Below are 14,668 nucleotides of genomic sequence, written 5' to 3'. Positions count from 1 at the left end.
TCAGCGATCACCTCCGTCCAGGTCCTCGCCACGCCGCTGGGAGTCTCGAGGACCGCCGTCAGTCACTACGCTGCCGGCGCCCCCTCGAGCCGAGTCCGGCCGTCCGCCGTCGAACGCGCCGAAGTCGACAGATTGGTCGCCATCGACTCGAGCCGGATCGCCGTCGGCGTTGAACGTCGTCGCGTGCAGCGCGTAGGTGAGCATCGCCTGGGAGAGCTGTTCGCCCCAGAGCGCGTGGCGTTCACCCTTCCAGCGCTCCTGGAAGAGTTCGTCGTAGGCGGCTCGCGCCGTCGGCTCGTCGTACTCGGGGTGGAGTTCGTTGGCCATGACGTGACAGCAGAAGCCGCCCTGGCAGTTCCCCATCGACGCCCGGGTCCGGATTCGCACGGCGTTCAGGTCCGAGCCGGACTGCTCGATGGCGTCCTGGATCTCGGCGCGCGTGACGCCCTCGCAGGCACAGACGACCGGGTTCGGATCGATGGTTCCGAGTACTTCCTGTGAACGACTTCCGAGGCGCTGTTTGCTCCGTCGGGCGATCGGCGAGCGCAGGCCGAAGTCGTCCATCGCGTCCTCCAGGGTCTCGAGATTCTCGCTTCCTGGAAGCGGTTCGCTCGCGGTGTCACAGGTGGCGCGGTGGCCGAGTTTCTCACAGACGTGATCGGAAATTTGCTCGGCCATCATCCGGTAGGTGGTGAACTTGCCGCCGACGATGCTGGTGATTCCCGAGACGCCGTCGCGTTCAGCGTGATCGAGGAGGAAGAAATCACGGGTGATGTCGGTGGGATCTTCGGTACCGGTTCCCGGCGGTTCGTACAGCGGTCGAACCCCCCAGAACGAGCGGATCGTGCGGGCCTCCGAGAGGATCGGTACCAGTTCCGAGAGGGTATCGATCATCAGGTCGACCTCCCAGCCCGCCTCCGGGTAGTCGTCGGGATCCTCGACCTCCTCGTCCGTGGTGCCGAGGATGGCCGTCGTCTCGTGGGGGACGACGATGTCGGCGTCGCCTTTCGGTCGACAGCGGTTGATAACCGTGTCGACCTGGCGGACGTTCATGATGGTCATGACGCCTTTCGAGGGGCGGACGGCGACCTCGAGGTCGGCCATTTCGCCGATCTGTCCGGCCCACGCGCCTGTCGCGTTGACGACGTACTCGGCGGTGATCTCCTCGGTCGATCCGGGCGTCCGGTGGGTCCGCTTTCCGGGGCCGGAGTCGTGGCGGACCTCGACGCCGTAGACGTCGTCGCCCTCGCGAAGGAGGTCGATCACTTCGGCGTGGGTTTCGACGCGCGCCCCGTGGGATTCGGCGTCGATGGCGTTCGCGACGCAGAGTCTGAATGGATCGATCGCACCGTCGGGGACATGAATCGCCCGCTCGATGTCTTTGGCGAGGTACGGTTCGATCTCACGGGCTTCCCGTCCCGAGAGGGCACGCGCGGGGATGTCACACGCTCTGCACCCACGCAGCTTTTCCTGGAAGTAGTCGTCTGGATCCTCCGGTCGTTGGACGAACAGTCCGCCGGTCATCTCGACGCAGTGGCCGGCGATGTCGCGGAGGACCTCGTTCTCCTCGATGCACTCCTTCGCGCTGGCCTGGTCCGACACGGCGTAGCGGCCCCCGCTATGTAAGAGGCCGTGCATCCGCCCGGTCGTCCCATGTGTGAGGTTTCCCCGCTCGACGAGCGTCACCTCGAGCCCGCGCATCGCCAGGTCGCGGGCGATGCCACAGCCGGTGGAGCCGCCGCCGACGACGAGTACCTCCGTATCGTATGCCATCCGTTGACTCAACGACGGGGCGACGCCCCATTATTTTATCGGTGGTCAGCCAACAGCCATAACAATCACCGTTTTTCGCGACAGTTAGCTGTCGTGTCAGGAATCCTCGCGGGTCAGGCGAGTACGGGCGATAAACGGCCCATAAACTCGTCTACTCGGCGCATCTCGCCACGAAGAGTTTGATTCGCAGAGTTTACCTCGAGAAATACATAAATTCAGAATTACATATTGGGCAATGTTTATACCGATCGTTGGTGTTGTTTATCAGTAATACCGGATCGACGGTAAAGATGTTCGCAACCGAGCGATACAACGGGTGACCACCAGTGACAGACACATACGTCGGCGCAGTTGACCAGGGAACGACCGGCACGCGATTCATGGTGTTCGACCACAGCGGTCAGGTCGTCGCCAACGCGTACGAGAAACACGAACAGATCTACCCGGAACCCGGCTGGGTCGAACACGACCCGATGGAAATCTGGGAGAACACCAAGTCGGTGATCACGAGCGCGCTCGGCCAGGCCGGGGTCAGCCCGGACCAGCTCGAGGCCATCGGCGTCACCAACCAGCGCGAGACGACGCTGCTCTGGGACGCGGAGTCCGGAAAACCGGTTCACAACGCGCTCGTCTGGCAGGATCGCCGGACGACCAGCCGCGTCGAGCAACTCGAGGAAGACGGTCTCGTCGGAACGATTCGCGAGAAGACCGGCCTCGAAGCCGACGCCTACTTCTCGGCGACGAAAGCCGAGTGGCTCCTCGAAAATGCCGACCCGATCAAGATGGAGCGTACCCGGCCCGCGGACATCCAGGACCGCGCGGCCGAGGGCGACGTCCTCTTCGGGACCATCGACACCTGGCTGATCTACAACCTCACAGGCAACCACATCACCGAGGTCACGAACGCCTCGCGGACGATGCTCTACAACATCCACGACCTCGAGTGGGACGACGAGTTGCTCGAGGAGTTCGGCGTATCCCGCGAGATGCTCCCCGAGGTTCGCCCCTCGAGCGACGAGGACACCTACGGGACGACCGACCCGGACGGTTTCCTCGAGGCCGAAATTCCGGTCGCGGGCGCGCTCGGCGACCAGCAGGCGGCGCTGTTCGGCCAGACCTGTTTCGACGCCGGTGAGGCAAAGAACACCTACGGCACGGGCTCGTTCTTCCTCATGAACACCGGTGAGGAAGCCGTCGAGTCCGAGCACGGCCTGCTCACCACCATCGGCTTCCAGCGCTCGGGTGAACCCGTCCAGTACGCCCTCGAGGGCGCCATCTTCATCACCGGCGCGGCGATCGAGTGGCTCGAGGACATGACGCTGATCGACGACCCGGCCGAGACGGCGGAACTGGCCCGGAGCGTCGACTCGACCGACGGCGTCTACGTCGTTCCAGCTTTCACGGGTCTGGGCGCCCCGCACTGGGACCAGCGCGCCCGCGGGACCATCGTCGGGCTGACCCGCGGTACCCGCAAGGAACACGTCGTTCGGGCGACCCTCGAGTCCATCGCCTACCAGACCCGCGACGTAGCCGAGGCGATGGAAGCCGACTCGGGCATCGAGATGCAGGATCTCAAGGTCGACGGCGGCGCGGTGAAGAACAACTACCTCTGTCAGCTCCAGTCGGACATCATCGGCTCGGAGATTTCCCGCCCCGTCGTCGACGAGACGACGGCCTTGGGGTCGGCCTACGCAGCCGGCCTGGCGGTAGGCTACTGGGGCGACGTCGAGGGGCTGCGCGACAACTGGCAGGTCGACCGCGAGTTCAGCCCCGAGATGGATTCGGCACAAGCCGACCGCATGTACGGTCGCTGGAGTGACGCCGTCGAGCGCTCGCTCGGCTGGGCCACCGACGATGACGGCGACGGCGACGGTGACGGAGGCGACTGACCATGGTTCTCGGTGAACTCCTCGAGGCACTGCTCGACCTCGAGATGCTCCTCGCCGCGTTCGGTGGCGGTGCGTTCGGGGCGGCCCTCGGGGCGCTCCCGGCGTTCATCTTTACGGGGTTCATGGTCATCGCGGGTGAGGCGGCGACGCTCGTCAATCCGGATGCCGAAGCAATCACCGCACAGGTCGCGTTCGGCCCGCCGTTCTCGCCGGCGATTAGCTTCGCCGGCGGTGCTGCAGCGACGGCCTACGCCGCTCGTCGGGGCTACATCGACACCGCATTCGACTACCACGAGGCGAAGAACATCGCCTACGCCCTCGGGACGAAACCCGACGTGCTCGCCGTGGGCGGCGCCTTCGGCGTTCTCGGGTACGTCCTTCAGGTGACCTCGGGGACGCTCGGGTTGCCCTGGGATCCCATCGCAATGGGGGTCGTCCTCTCGGCCCTGTTCCACCGGCTGATCCTGGGCTACAGCATCATCGGGAAGGTTCGCGGAACGGGCTACTTCGACATGACGCCGTTCGAGCGCGAGGAGACGCGGACGATTACCGACGGTGGCGAAGTGGAATCGGGAGCAGAGACGGAGGCAGCAGCTGCCCAGAGTTCGCGTCTCGCCGTCGAACCGTGGCTCCCCCACCAGTACGAGTGGGACCACGTCGCCATGATCGGGCTGGCTGGCGGCCTCCTGGGCGGGTACACGGCAATCGTCACCGAGAGCCCGTTCCTGGCGTTCGGTATCAGCGCCGCCTCCCTCGTCTTCCTCAACTGCGGCGTCGAGAAGATTCCGGTCACCCACCACATCACGCTCCCGTCCTCGACGGCCGCGCTCGCGGTCGTCGCGAGCGGCGACGCGATTCTCGCGGGGACCAGCAACGAGGTCGCCCTGATCGTCGCCGCCATCTTCGGGATCGTCTGTGCCCTGTTCGGGGAAGTGTTCCAGCGGGTGTTCTACGCCCACGGCGACACCCACTGGGACCCGCCCGCGGCGGCCATCGTCTTCGGGACGATCCTGATCGCCGTGGCGTTCTTCCTCGGCATCTTCCCCACGACGGTCTGGGTCCCGACGCCCTAACCTTTGATCACCACCCCTTCTGAGTTACACGCACAGCAGCGACCTCGGGTCCAGCCCACTCACGCCCGCCTCGAGAGGCACCGTTCGTCTCGACACCGCGTGCACCCAGCCGACCCCGCATATAGCTGGAACGCAACCGTGCCCGACGCTACCGAAAACCGACCCCTTTAGGCCTCGCCTCGAGCACCTTTCGATATGACCGCCGACCCGCCGCTCGTCCTCGACATCGACGGCACGCTCACCCGCCCGGAGGGGTGGGGAATCGACCCTCGCATCTTCGATCCGCTGCTCGAGTGGGACGCCCCGGTCGTCGTCGCCACCGGAAAAGCGTTCCCGTATCCCGTCGCCCTCTGTCACTTCGCGGCGATCCCCGAACTCGTCGTCGCCGAAAACGGCGGCGTCGTCTACACCGGCGAGTCCGTCCACTACACCGCCGACCCCGCTGCCGCCCAGGCCGTCGCGGAGGCCTACCAGGAGGCCGGCTACGACCTCGGCTGGGGGCCCGAGGACACGGTCAACCGCTGGCGTCAGACCGAGGTCGCCGTCAACCACGAGCAACCCGAAGGACCGCTGCGGAAACTGGCCGCCGAGTACGGCCTCGATGTCCTGGACACCGGCTACGCCTACCACGTCGTCAGTCCGGAGACGAGCAAGGGCCGCGGCGTCGCTCGCCTGGCCGAGCACGTCGGCTTCGCCCTCCAGGACGCGGTGGCCGTCGGCGACTCCGAGAACGACATCTCGACGTTCGAGACCGTGGGTCGGAGTTTCGCCGTCGCCAATGCGGACGACGCCGCGAAGGCGGCGGCCGGTGAGGTGCTCGAGACGGCTCACGCAGACGGGACACTGGCGGTGCTCGAGCGCGTTCGCGGTGAATGAACGCATCTAAGCGGGCATCCTTTGTGCTTCTTTCTGAGAAACCGACTCTTTCGAGGGCATGACGACTGTTACAACACCCGTACCGACAGTGAGCCTCCGTCATTTCTCGTCGTCGAGGCGATCGACAGTCAGAACGGTGGCGGGTCGATCGTGAACAGGACGTCGAATGCGTATTGGTCCATCTCCCCGGTTTCGTAGTCCTCGCGTGCCCATTCGCTGTTAGCAGCATAGCTTGCAAGTCCTTCCGGGGCGCTGTCTTCGTTGCCAGCATCGACTGCGGCCTCTGCGTCCTGGACGCTCGAATACACCCAGACGCGTAGTCCCAGCGACGGCGGATCCTCGGCTTCGCCGACGAATCCGCGAACGCTCCGACGAGACTGCCCACTTCCTCGTGGAACGTGGACTCGGTTAATTCGTCACTCCCGGTCGTTACGGTCACGTCGACGAGCAATCGACCGTGATCGGCGTCGACGAGGTCGGCGCCGCGATCCTCGTAGAGGTTCTGGACGACCGTGACGAACTGCTCGAACAGGTCGGCATCTTCCTCCTGGGCCGCTACGCGCTCGAAATTGGCAATTCCACCCGTGAACGCGGCAAGTACGCCACCACCGATGATCAGGTACTGTCTACGACGCATAGGACAGCTACCACGACCAAAATACATAATCTGCTGTCACAATTTAGGAGACTGTCACGCCTGACGAATTGTGGAACGGCATCGACGTTCCTGGACGCCTGGACCGCTTCTACAACTCGTGGAGGGATAGAGCGGTCGACCACTCTCCTTTTACCGTATCGGACACATGCACTATCCATGAGCAACGCCGCGGATTCCGGGGCCGATGCGTCGTCGGAGGACGGCGACGTAGACGTAGACGTGAACGTAGACGGGGACGACAGTGGCGGACCGATGCAGGTCGACTCGCCGAACTACCACCACGAGAACCACACCGCCGCCCAGACCTGCGGGTGGACGGCCAACGCCCTCCGCGGTGAGGGCAAGTGCTACAAGAACATCTGGTATGGCATCGAATCGCATCGGTGTATCCAGATGACGCCCGTCGTCCGCTGTAACGAGCGCTGCGTCTTCTGCTGGCGCGACCACAACGGCCACGCCTACGAACTCGAGGGCGTCGAGTGGGACGACCCCGAGGCCGTCGTCGACGCCTCCATCCGCCTCCAGAAGAAGCTCCTCTCGGGATTCGGCGGCAACGACCAGGTCCCTCGATCCGTGTTCGAGGAGGCGATGGAACCCCGCCACGTCGCCATCAGCCTCGACGGCGAGCCTTCCTTGTATCCCTATCTCCCCGAGCTACTCGAGGCGTTCCACGACCGTGACGTCACGACGTTCCTCGTCTCGAACGGCACCCGCCCCGAGGTCCTGCGCGAGTGCGACCCGACCCAGCTCTACGTCAGCGTCGACGCCCCCGAGCGCTGGACGTTCGACCAGGTCGTCAAAGCGATGGAGGACGACGCCTGGGAGCACCTCGTCGAGACGATGGACGTACTCGCCGAAAAGGACGAGACGCGCACGGTCTTACGGACGACGTTGATCGACGGCGAGAACATGCGCGACCCGGACTGGTACGCCGCCTTCTACCAGCGGGCCGACCCCGACTTCGTCGAGCTCAAGGCGTACATGCACGTCGGGCACTCCCGCGGCCGACTCGACAGATCCTCGATGCCCGACCACGAAGACGTCGCCGAGTTCGCGCGCGAGGTCGCCTCCCACATGCCCGAATTCACCGAGGTGAAGGAGGTTCCCGCCTCGCGGGTCGCCCTGCTCTCGAAGACGAGTGACACCTGGGTTCCAAAACTGAAGAAGGACAGTTCGTTCTGGGAGCGCGACCCTGTCTCGAGCGACTGAGTGGTCCTCCGTTTGGCCTTGATTGGATCACCTCCGACCGTCAGTGTCGAGACGACAGTCCAGGTAGAGGAAGACCCGCCTCTCGAAGCAGTACCCACGGCTGTCGGTCTCGAAAATGGGACGGACCGATCGATACATACCGATGGAGTCGAAACACAATCTCGAGAGAATTCTCGGGCCGTCGAAGCGATAAACCGCCGACAATCCCATAACAGTTTTGGAATGCGTGCCACATTCGGTACGCTTATGCCACGGAGGGGCGAACCGTCGCGTATGCACGAGACCGTATCGACCACCGTCGGGCACGACGAACTCGCCGTGCTCAAACTTCTCGCGCTCGACGGCGGTCTCGAGGGCGACCACAAAATTTCCTGTTCGGCCCTCGCGGATCGACTCGAGGCGTCGAACCAGACCGCCTCGCGACGTCTCCAGCGTCTCGAGAGTGCGGGCTACCTCGAGCGCGACACCGTCGCGGACGGCCAGTGGGTCGTCGTCACCGACGCGGGCGAGGGCGCGCTTCGCACCGAGTACGAGGAGTACAAACGGCTCTTCGAGGCCGACCCCGAGGTCGAACTCGAGGGCGTCGTCACCAGCGGCATGGGCGAGGGACGCCACTACATCTCACTGCCCGGCTATAGCCGCCAATTTTCCGACCGTCTGGGCTACGAGCCGTTCCCCGGAACGCTCAACATCGACCTCCAGGACGAGAGCATACGACGGCGCCGGGCGATGGCCTCCCTCGAGTCGATTCCGATCGACGGCTGGGAGAACGACGAGCGCACCTACGGCCCCGCCGTCTGTCACCCCGCCACTATCGAGACGGCCGACGGCGACGTTTACGAGACTGTCCACGCGATCGCCCCCGAACGAACCCACCACGACGAGGACCAACTCGAGTTGATCGCGCCTGCGAAACTCCGCGACGAACTCGACCTCCAGGACGACGACCACGTGGCGATCACCGTCGGAGACCGCTAACATGAACGGATCTGACACTACCAACCCCCGCCAGGAACCGCTGACAGCTGCCGCAGCCGTCGACGCCGCCCTCGAGCGCCTGCAGGCTGGCGAGCCGATTCTCGTCCACGACGCGGCCGACCGCGAGGGCGAGACCGACCTGATCTACCACGCCGACGCCGTCACGCCCGAGGCCGTCTCCCGACTGCGCAACGATGCCGGCGGCCTCGTCTGCGTCGCGTTCGAGGACGCAGTCGCCGACGCGTTCGACCTCCCGTTCTACGACGACGCCGTCGACCACCCGGCCACGGCCGGCCACGACCTGGGCTACGACGAGCGGTCGTCGTTCTCCGTGACGGTCAACCACCGCGATACCTACACCGGAATCACCGATAACGACCGTTCGCTGACAATCCAGTCGCTCGGCGAGGCCGCCGCCGACCCGGACGAAACCGACTTCGCCGAGGAGTTTCGCGTCCCCGGTCACGTCCACCTGCTTCGGGCGGCCCCCGACCTCCTCGCTCAGCGCGAGGGCCACACCGAACTGGGCGTCGCGCTGGCCCTCGAGGCCGACCTGCCGCCCGCCGTCGTCGTCTGTGAGATGCTCGACGACCGGACTGGCGAGGCGCTCGCGCCTGCGGACGCGCGAGCCTACGCCGAGCGACACGACTTCGTCTACCTCGAGGGGAGCGACGTACTCGGGTATCTCGACTGATCTCGAGGGCAGGTAGTTCGAGTGCTCTCGAGATCAAGCTTCTCGAGCGCTCTCGATATTTGGTTATATCGACTCCGCTCGAGGCCTTTCTCGCCCTTTATAGGCCTCGAACACCGTCGACTGACTCCCTCAAAAGGAGAGATGTGAGGTCGACGATGGACCGCCGTCGCCGTCTTCGTCGCTCCCGTTCCCGTTTTCGTCCACGTCTCCGTCGTCCTGGAGGTTGCCCTCGTGGTCGAAGCGGTATATCGAATCCGTCAGGAAGACCCGGCCGTCCTCGACGGTCACGTCGACGCCGACGAGCCGAGTCCCAGCGGCTTCGCCGTTATCGCACGCCCCCGAACAGGCGTCGTACATCGAGCCGTGTCGTGGGCAGATGATCTCCTCGTCGCGCATCGCGACGCCGCGGCCGACGTCGAGTCGTTGCGGTTCGTGCATACAACGGTTGATCCACCCCTCGACGCCGTCCTCGCAAGGGACGAGGATCGCCTCCTCGGCCTCGCCGTAGCGGTCGCGAACCGTGAACAGCCACGACCGCGATTCGTGGACCGTCTCGACCGTCGTGAGTTCCGTCCGACCTGCCATGTATGGGCCGGTTCCGACGCGAGCGACAAAACGTCACCGTTAGGACATCGGAGTGGCGACAGGAGATATGAACGTGCCGTGTGTCCGCGTTCGCCCCGAACACGGCGAGACCGTTCGGAGTCGGCTTGCCGACGCGGACCTGATCGCCGACGAGTTCGAGATCACCGTCGAGGACGGCTGGCTCTACGTTCCAGTCGCGGTCCAGGGTGGGTACTCGAGCGAAGCGGACGACGAGGGCGAGAGCGAAACGGACGGCGAGAGCGGACGCCCGGTAGACGCCCTGCTCTCGGATCTCGAGGATCTCGAGGTGGACTACGCGCTCGTCGACCAGGACGTACCCGCTCGCGATACACAGACGATGCCCGCGGATCTCCTCGGCTTCGAGCCTTCCTACGAACGACTGGGCGACACCGCGCTCCTGGAGGAAGACGACCCACAGCGGGCCCAGGAGATCGCCGCCGCCATCCTCGCGTCCGACCTGCCCCTCGAGACGGTCCTGAACAAGGCCTCGAAGATCAAGGGCGAGACTCGCGTGCGCGACTGGAACGTGGTTGCCGGCGAGGGCACGACCGTCGTCCACCGGGAGTACGGCTGTGAGTTCGCACTCGACCTCGCGTCGGTGTACTTCTCGCCGCGTCTCGCCACCGAACGCCACCGGGTCGTCGAGCAGGCGACCGAGGGCGAGCGCGTCTTCGACATGTTCGCGGGCGTCGGCCCGTTCGTGATCCCGTTCGCAAGACGCGGCGCCGAGTGCGTCGGCGTCGACGTCAACGAAATCGCGATCGAGTACCTCCAGGAGAACGCCGATCTGAACGGCGTCGTGGATCGGGTGACGGCGATCGACGCCGACGTCCGCGAGGTCGCCCCCGACTACGAGGGCTGGGCCGATCGGATCGTGATGAATCTCCCTCACAGTGCGGACGCATTCCTCGAGTCTGCGGTGACGATCGCCGGTGACGACTGCGTAATTCACTACTACGACATCCAGCACGAGGACGATCCCTTCGGTCCAGGAGAGCGAGCGATTCGCGCAGCAGCGGAACCCGAGTACGAGGTGACTGTCGAGACCCGGCGCGTCGTTCGATCCTACGCGCCTCACGAACTCAACGTCTGCCTGGACGTGCACCTCGAGCGGCTGTGAGGCGATGGTCAAAACCAGCCGCGTTGAAAGGTGACCGAACCGGACTCGGTGAAAGAGATCGAACACGACTCGAGCGACAGACTCGATTCGCAATCCTTATGCCGGCTATCGGTCCTACGTAGAAGTGGACGCAGACACCTGCGCCAGTATAGCTCAGCTGGCAGAGCGAATCCTTCGTAAGGATTAGGTCGAGGGTTCAAATCCCTCTACTGGCTCTTTCTGTTCGACCGTCACCGAACGAGCGACTGCTGGATTCGAGTCGGGTACGACCCCACGGCCGCGAGCGAGTTCTACGTCTCACTGCCGTTCACAGCCGCGGTCTCTCGAGTACTCTGTGCGCCGGGAATTGACGTGTGCGCTCGGTCGACGCGGACGCCAGACGAAACGTGGGTTCGACGACGTTCTCGGAAAAAGCGGGGGTGACCGGGCGAGAACATTTATCCACCCATTTCTGGTACTAGGGACGTCATGCAATTCGGAGTGAGACCGGAAACGGACACGCTTAACTGGGTGTTGCTGGCCCTGGGTCTTCTCCTGGCGGGGATCCACCTGTACCTGGGTCTCGTCGCTCCATTCACGCCCGACGAACTGATCACGGAGTTCGTCGTCATCGGTCTCCTCTTCCTCGGTGGGCCGCTCCTCTACGCGACGCCGTACTGGCGCCCCGTGCTATACCTCGTCGGCGCGTTGTTTGCGCTGTATCTCGGTATCCTCTGGGTACTCGAAGGAATGGAGCGGTTTCCGATCGGGATCCTTACGGGCATCGTAGCGTCGGCTTTCATCGCCCTCGCGATCTACCTGTTTTTACGTGACGATGTCTTTGCCGCGGCGGCAGGAGAATGATCACGCGAATCGGATGCGACGGATTTCACCTCGATCCTCAGAATACCGCAGCGTCTACCGCAACTCGAGTTTCGGTTCCGAGACCTTTACACCGACGCCCGCATCGTCGTCAGGTACCCCGCCAGGTCGGTCGTCGTGACGATGCCGACGACGCCCTCGTCCTGGTCGACGACCGGCAGGTGGTGGACCCCGTTTTCGAGCATTACGTTCGCCACCTCGGTGATCGGCTGCTGGGGCGAAACGGTCACGACATCGGTCGTCATGTAGCGCTCGACGGTCGTCTCCGCTTTTGGATAGCTCTCAGCGACGATAGTGACGAAGTCGGTCGTCGTCAGGATCCCCTCGAGGCGACCGTCGTCGTCGACCACGACGAGTGAGCTAATGCCGTTCTCGAGCATCGTCTGGCCGGCGTCCTCGACGAGGGTGTCGGGGGCGACCGTTATGAGATCCGAGCTCATCAATCTGGCAACGAAAATGTCGTCCATACGTGGTGGTATTGGAGTCCGGCTATAAATATTCTCACGCAATGGGGCGATAGCTCGGCTTGCTCGAGCGCGACCCGCAGTCACCGACGTGTCAGCTCCGATGACTCATCCTCACAGCGCGTCAAACGTGGTGAATAGGTGGCGCTGTGCCGGGTAATCGAGTTCATGCGGTCACGACACCCTACCGAGCTCTGTGTAGCTCTATTGAAGTTGTCGAAAATTGATGTGAAGTTCCTGTCGAGTACAGGAAACGTGTGCAGCACGGCTAATTTATTTCGCTATCTCAGGGAGATGCCAATTCTTGCACACGGGTGGCTATTGTGTACTTGGAGAAGGGATAAAATGCGTTTGACCTTGCAGAACGCATTTATTCACACATCATGTTGAATTGATTATGAAACGGCGCACGTTCGTTGCGGGCACTGGAATCGCCTTCTCACTGCCCATCGCTGGCTGTCTTGATGAAGTTTCTACTTCCAGAGCGTCTGATGGCAATGATAACACTCCTGGAGATACCAACGAGCAAAATGACGATTCGGGTGGCCAGCCAACTGACGACAACTCGTACACCTACGACGAAACGAGGCACGACTCGATATTTATAGAGAACACCATAGAGACAGAAATCGTCGTAGAAGTAATCGTCGAACGAAAATCTGATCGAAACGTTCTCATCGAAAACGTGTATGCCGTCCCCCCAGAGACGGGGATCGAGATTCCAGATATCGCCAAGGTAGGGAACGAATATGCAATTACAGCCAAATTCGAGAAGAAGGTTGATACGTTTGACTGGACGGTTCTTACGTGCGCACACGAGGAGGGGCCTGAAGTGGGTGGCGAGACCGCTCTCGGGGTAGAAATAATCGACGATGAGCCACGTATTCTTCACACCGGTTGCGATGAGTCAGGCGCAGGAGACAATCGAGATTTGACGTACGAGAATCACGAGAAGTACGCGAAAGACGACTAGTGAAGTCGTATTTGCTCTCCCTGTAGTGACCGATCACCACCTTCGAAAATCGAGCCAGGCCTCGTGTGACATTCGCGTTGTGAGTTCAGCACAACGGCTGAAATCTGTTATCGTATGCGGGTTTCGACAAGACCAACTGTGTCTCGATGAATGAGCGCGACAGGAGTTCTCCGACGATGACCGGCCGATTATTGATCCTGGCTCGGCGCGAGTTCGTCCAGGTCGACCCGCTTCTCCAGGAGGACCTCGGCCTGGTCGGCGACGATACGCTGTTGGCGCATGAGTTGTTTGAGCTTGCTCTGGGCGGAGAGGTCGCCGATGAGGACGCCACCGACGACCTTGCCGTCCTTGAACGCGATGCGGCGCCACTCGGTGTCGGAGTAGCGACGTTCTGCGTGTTCGTCGCCCAGGGTGGGGTGGCCAAACGAGAGGAACGGGAAGTCGAAGTGAGTGATCGAATACGAGGAAACCCATTCGAAGGGCTCGGCCTCGTTGTCGGCAGCCATGTTGATGCCCGCGACTCGCCCCTGCTCTTTGGCCGAGCCCCAGGAGCCGTTCTGGGCCTGTTCTCCCAGGAGAACGTCGTAGAACTGCGTCAGGTCGCCCGCCGCGTAGACGTCCTCGAGGTTCGTCTGCATGTACTCGTCGACGACGATGCCGTTGTCCTGCTCGATGTCGGTGTCGTGGAGGAATTCGGTGTTGAACGTCAGACCGATCGCGACGCCGGCGAAGTCACACGGGTAGCGGTTGCCGTCGCCGCCGATGGCGGCCTCGACGCGGCCGTCGTCGTCGACCTCGAACTCGCTGACGCCGCTGTCGAAGATCGGCTCGACGCCCACGCTTCGCATCCCGTCGTGCATGATCTCGGCGCCGTCGGCCGAGAGCGCGTAGCGCCACCAGCGGTCCCCGCGCATCAGGAACTTGCCGTCGACTCCCTGGGAGCCACAGACCGCCGCGAAGTCGATGCCCAACAATCCGGCGCCGACGATGACCGCGTCGTCGGCGGCTTCGGCGCTCTCGCGGATTTTCCGGGCGTCCTGGAACGTCCAGAAGTGGTGGACGCCCTCGGCGTCGCTGTTTTCGACCGGCAACTGCGTGGGCGTTCCGCCCGTCGCGATCAGCAGTTTGTCGTAGGGGACGTCGTCTTTCTCGTGGGTGCGGACGACCTTCTCGTCGGTGTCGATCGTCGTCACGTGCGTGTTGAGCGAGAGGTCGATGTTACGCTCGTCGTACCAGTCCTCGTCGTGGATCGAGATCGGGGCCTCGGGCAGTTTGCCTTTGGCGTGTTCTTTGATCAGGATGCGATTGTACAGCGGTTCGCCCTCATCGGTGATGACGGTGATCGACGACTCCGGGTCCTCCTCCCGGAGTGTCTCCGCGGCCGAACTGCCGGAGATCCCATCCCCGATGATAACGTACTCGGTCATGTCGGGAAATTTCGTAACGGGGGTTAAAGTCGGTTGCTATCTGGACTACCTTCGATCTCGAATCGTC

At 63.3% G+C, this 14,668-nt stretch carries 14 protein-coding genes and 1 tRNA gene; 10 read left to right on the top strand and 5 right to left on the bottom strand.

Annotation, left to right across the window (positions count from 1 at the left end):
• Nucleotides 1-1,773 carry an anaerobic glycerol-3-phosphate dehydrogenase subunit GlpA gene (gene glpA / locus NGM15_RS02135; RefSeq protein ID WP_253434665.1) on the bottom strand — a complete coding sequence of 591 codons (1,773 nt, stop codon included), beginning with the start codon at nucleotides 1,771-1,773 and terminating at the stop codon, nucleotides 1-3.
• A 326-nt stretch (nucleotides 1,774-2,099) separates the two neighbouring features.
• Here glpA and glpK point away from each other — a divergent pair, with 326 nt between their 5' ends.
• From glpK to NGM15_RS02120, 3 genes are all read left to right on the top strand, one after another.
• The gene (glpK, locus tag NGM15_RS02130; RefSeq protein WP_256498911.1) at nucleotides 2,100-3,662 is read left to right on the top strand and encodes a glycerol kinase GlpK; all 1,563 of its coding nucleotides are present in this window, start codon (nucleotides 2,100-2,102) and stop codon (nucleotides 3,660-3,662) included.
• Between the two features lie 2 nt (nucleotides 3,663-3,664).
• Entirely contained in the window at nucleotides 3,665-4,735 is a 1,071-nt protein-coding gene (locus NGM15_RS02125) for a DUF7973 family transport facilitator (RefSeq protein WP_253434663.1), read from the top strand.
• A 195-nt stretch (nucleotides 4,736-4,930) separates the two neighbouring features.
• Nucleotides 4,931-5,611, top strand: coding sequence for an HAD-IIB family hydrolase (locus NGM15_RS02120; protein ID WP_253434660.1), 681 nt, complete (start codon nucleotides 4,931-4,933; stop codon nucleotides 5,609-5,611).
• Nucleotides 5,612-5,739: 128 nt separating this feature from the next.
• Here the strand turns inward: NGM15_RS02120 and NGM15_RS02115 are convergent, their stop codons facing one another.
• Nucleotides 5,740-5,919: a hypothetical protein gene (locus tag NGM15_RS02115; protein WP_253434658.1), complete on the bottom strand. Its 180-nt coding sequence runs from the start codon at nucleotides 5,917-5,919 to the stop codon at nucleotides 5,740-5,742.
• A 506-nt stretch (nucleotides 5,920-6,425) separates the two neighbouring features.
• Between NGM15_RS02115 and twy1 the strand changes: the two genes are divergently transcribed.
• The 3 genes from twy1 to ribB all read left to right on the top strand — a co-directional run bounded on the left by twy1 (nucleotide 6,426) and on the right by ribB (nucleotide 9,150).
• A complete protein-coding gene (gene twy1 / locus NGM15_RS02110) occupies nucleotides 6,426-7,478 on the top strand; it encodes a 4-demethylwyosine synthase TYW1 (protein ID WP_253434656.1) in 1,053 nt (350 codons plus the stop codon).
• A 273-nt stretch (nucleotides 7,479-7,751) separates the two neighbouring features.
• Nucleotides 7,752-8,456, top strand: a complete 705-nt coding sequence (locus NGM15_RS02105) for a DUF120 domain-containing protein (protein WP_253434655.1) — start codon at nucleotides 7,752-7,754, stop codon at nucleotides 8,454-8,456.
• Nucleotide 8,457: 1 nt separating this feature from the next.
• Nucleotides 8,458-9,150, top strand: coding sequence for a 3,4-dihydroxy-2-butanone-4-phosphate synthase (gene ribB / locus NGM15_RS02100; RefSeq protein WP_253434653.1), 693 nt, complete (start codon nucleotides 8,458-8,460; stop codon nucleotides 9,148-9,150).
• Between the two features lie 129 nt (nucleotides 9,151-9,279).
• Here ribB and NGM15_RS02095 read toward each other — a convergent pair whose 3' ends face one another.
• A complete protein-coding gene (locus NGM15_RS02095; protein ID WP_253434651.1) occupies nucleotides 9,280-9,735 on the bottom strand; it encodes a Rieske (2Fe-2S) protein in 456 nt (151 codons plus the stop codon).
• A gap of 67 nt (nucleotides 9,736-9,802) precedes the next feature.
• On the opposite strand from NGM15_RS02095, the gene NGM15_RS02090 reads away from it, so the two are divergent.
• The 3 genes from NGM15_RS02090 (at nucleotide 9,803) to NGM15_RS02080 (ending at nucleotide 11,719) form a co-directional block, all read left to right on the top strand.
• A complete protein-coding gene (locus NGM15_RS02090; protein ID WP_253434649.1) occupies nucleotides 9,803-10,876 on the top strand; it encodes a class I SAM-dependent methyltransferase in 1,074 nt (357 codons plus the stop codon).
• A 142-nt stretch (nucleotides 10,877-11,018) separates the two neighbouring features.
• Nucleotides 11,019-11,091 (top strand) — tRNA-Thr (locus NGM15_RS02085).
• 253 nt (nucleotides 11,092-11,344) lie between these two features.
• Nucleotides 11,345-11,719: a DUF7475 family protein gene (locus tag NGM15_RS02080; protein WP_253434647.1), complete on the top strand. Its 375-nt coding sequence runs from the start codon at nucleotides 11,345-11,347 to the stop codon at nucleotides 11,717-11,719.
• 86 nt (nucleotides 11,720-11,805) lie between these two features.
• Here NGM15_RS02080 and NGM15_RS02075 read toward each other — a convergent pair whose 3' ends face one another.
• Complete coding sequence (locus tag NGM15_RS02075; RefSeq protein WP_253434645.1) at nucleotides 11,806-12,204, bottom strand: CBS domain-containing protein; 399 nt, start codon at nucleotides 12,202-12,204, stop codon at nucleotides 11,806-11,808.
• A gap of 394 nt (nucleotides 12,205-12,598) precedes the next feature.
• Here NGM15_RS02075 and NGM15_RS02070 point away from each other — a divergent pair, with 394 nt between their 5' ends.
• The gene (locus tag NGM15_RS02070) at nucleotides 12,599-13,174 is read left to right on the top strand and encodes a hypothetical protein (RefSeq protein ID WP_253434643.1); all 576 of its coding nucleotides are present in this window, start codon (nucleotides 12,599-12,601) and stop codon (nucleotides 13,172-13,174) included.
• A gap of 188 nt (nucleotides 13,175-13,362) precedes the next feature.
• On the opposite strand, the gene NGM15_RS02065 is transcribed toward NGM15_RS02070, so the two are convergent.
• Nucleotides 13,363-14,601, bottom strand: coding sequence for an NAD(P)/FAD-dependent oxidoreductase (locus NGM15_RS02065; protein WP_253434640.1), 1,239 nt, complete (start codon nucleotides 14,599-14,601; stop codon nucleotides 13,363-13,365).
• Between the last annotated feature and the right edge of the window lie 67 nt (nucleotides 14,602-14,668).

This window comes from Natronosalvus halobius, from assembly GCF_024138145.1.
Classification (GTDB): Archaea; Halobacteriota; Halobacteria; order Halobacteriales; family Natrialbaceae; genus Natronosalvus; species Natronosalvus halobius.
This window is presented reverse-complemented; position numbering and strand designations above follow the sequence as displayed.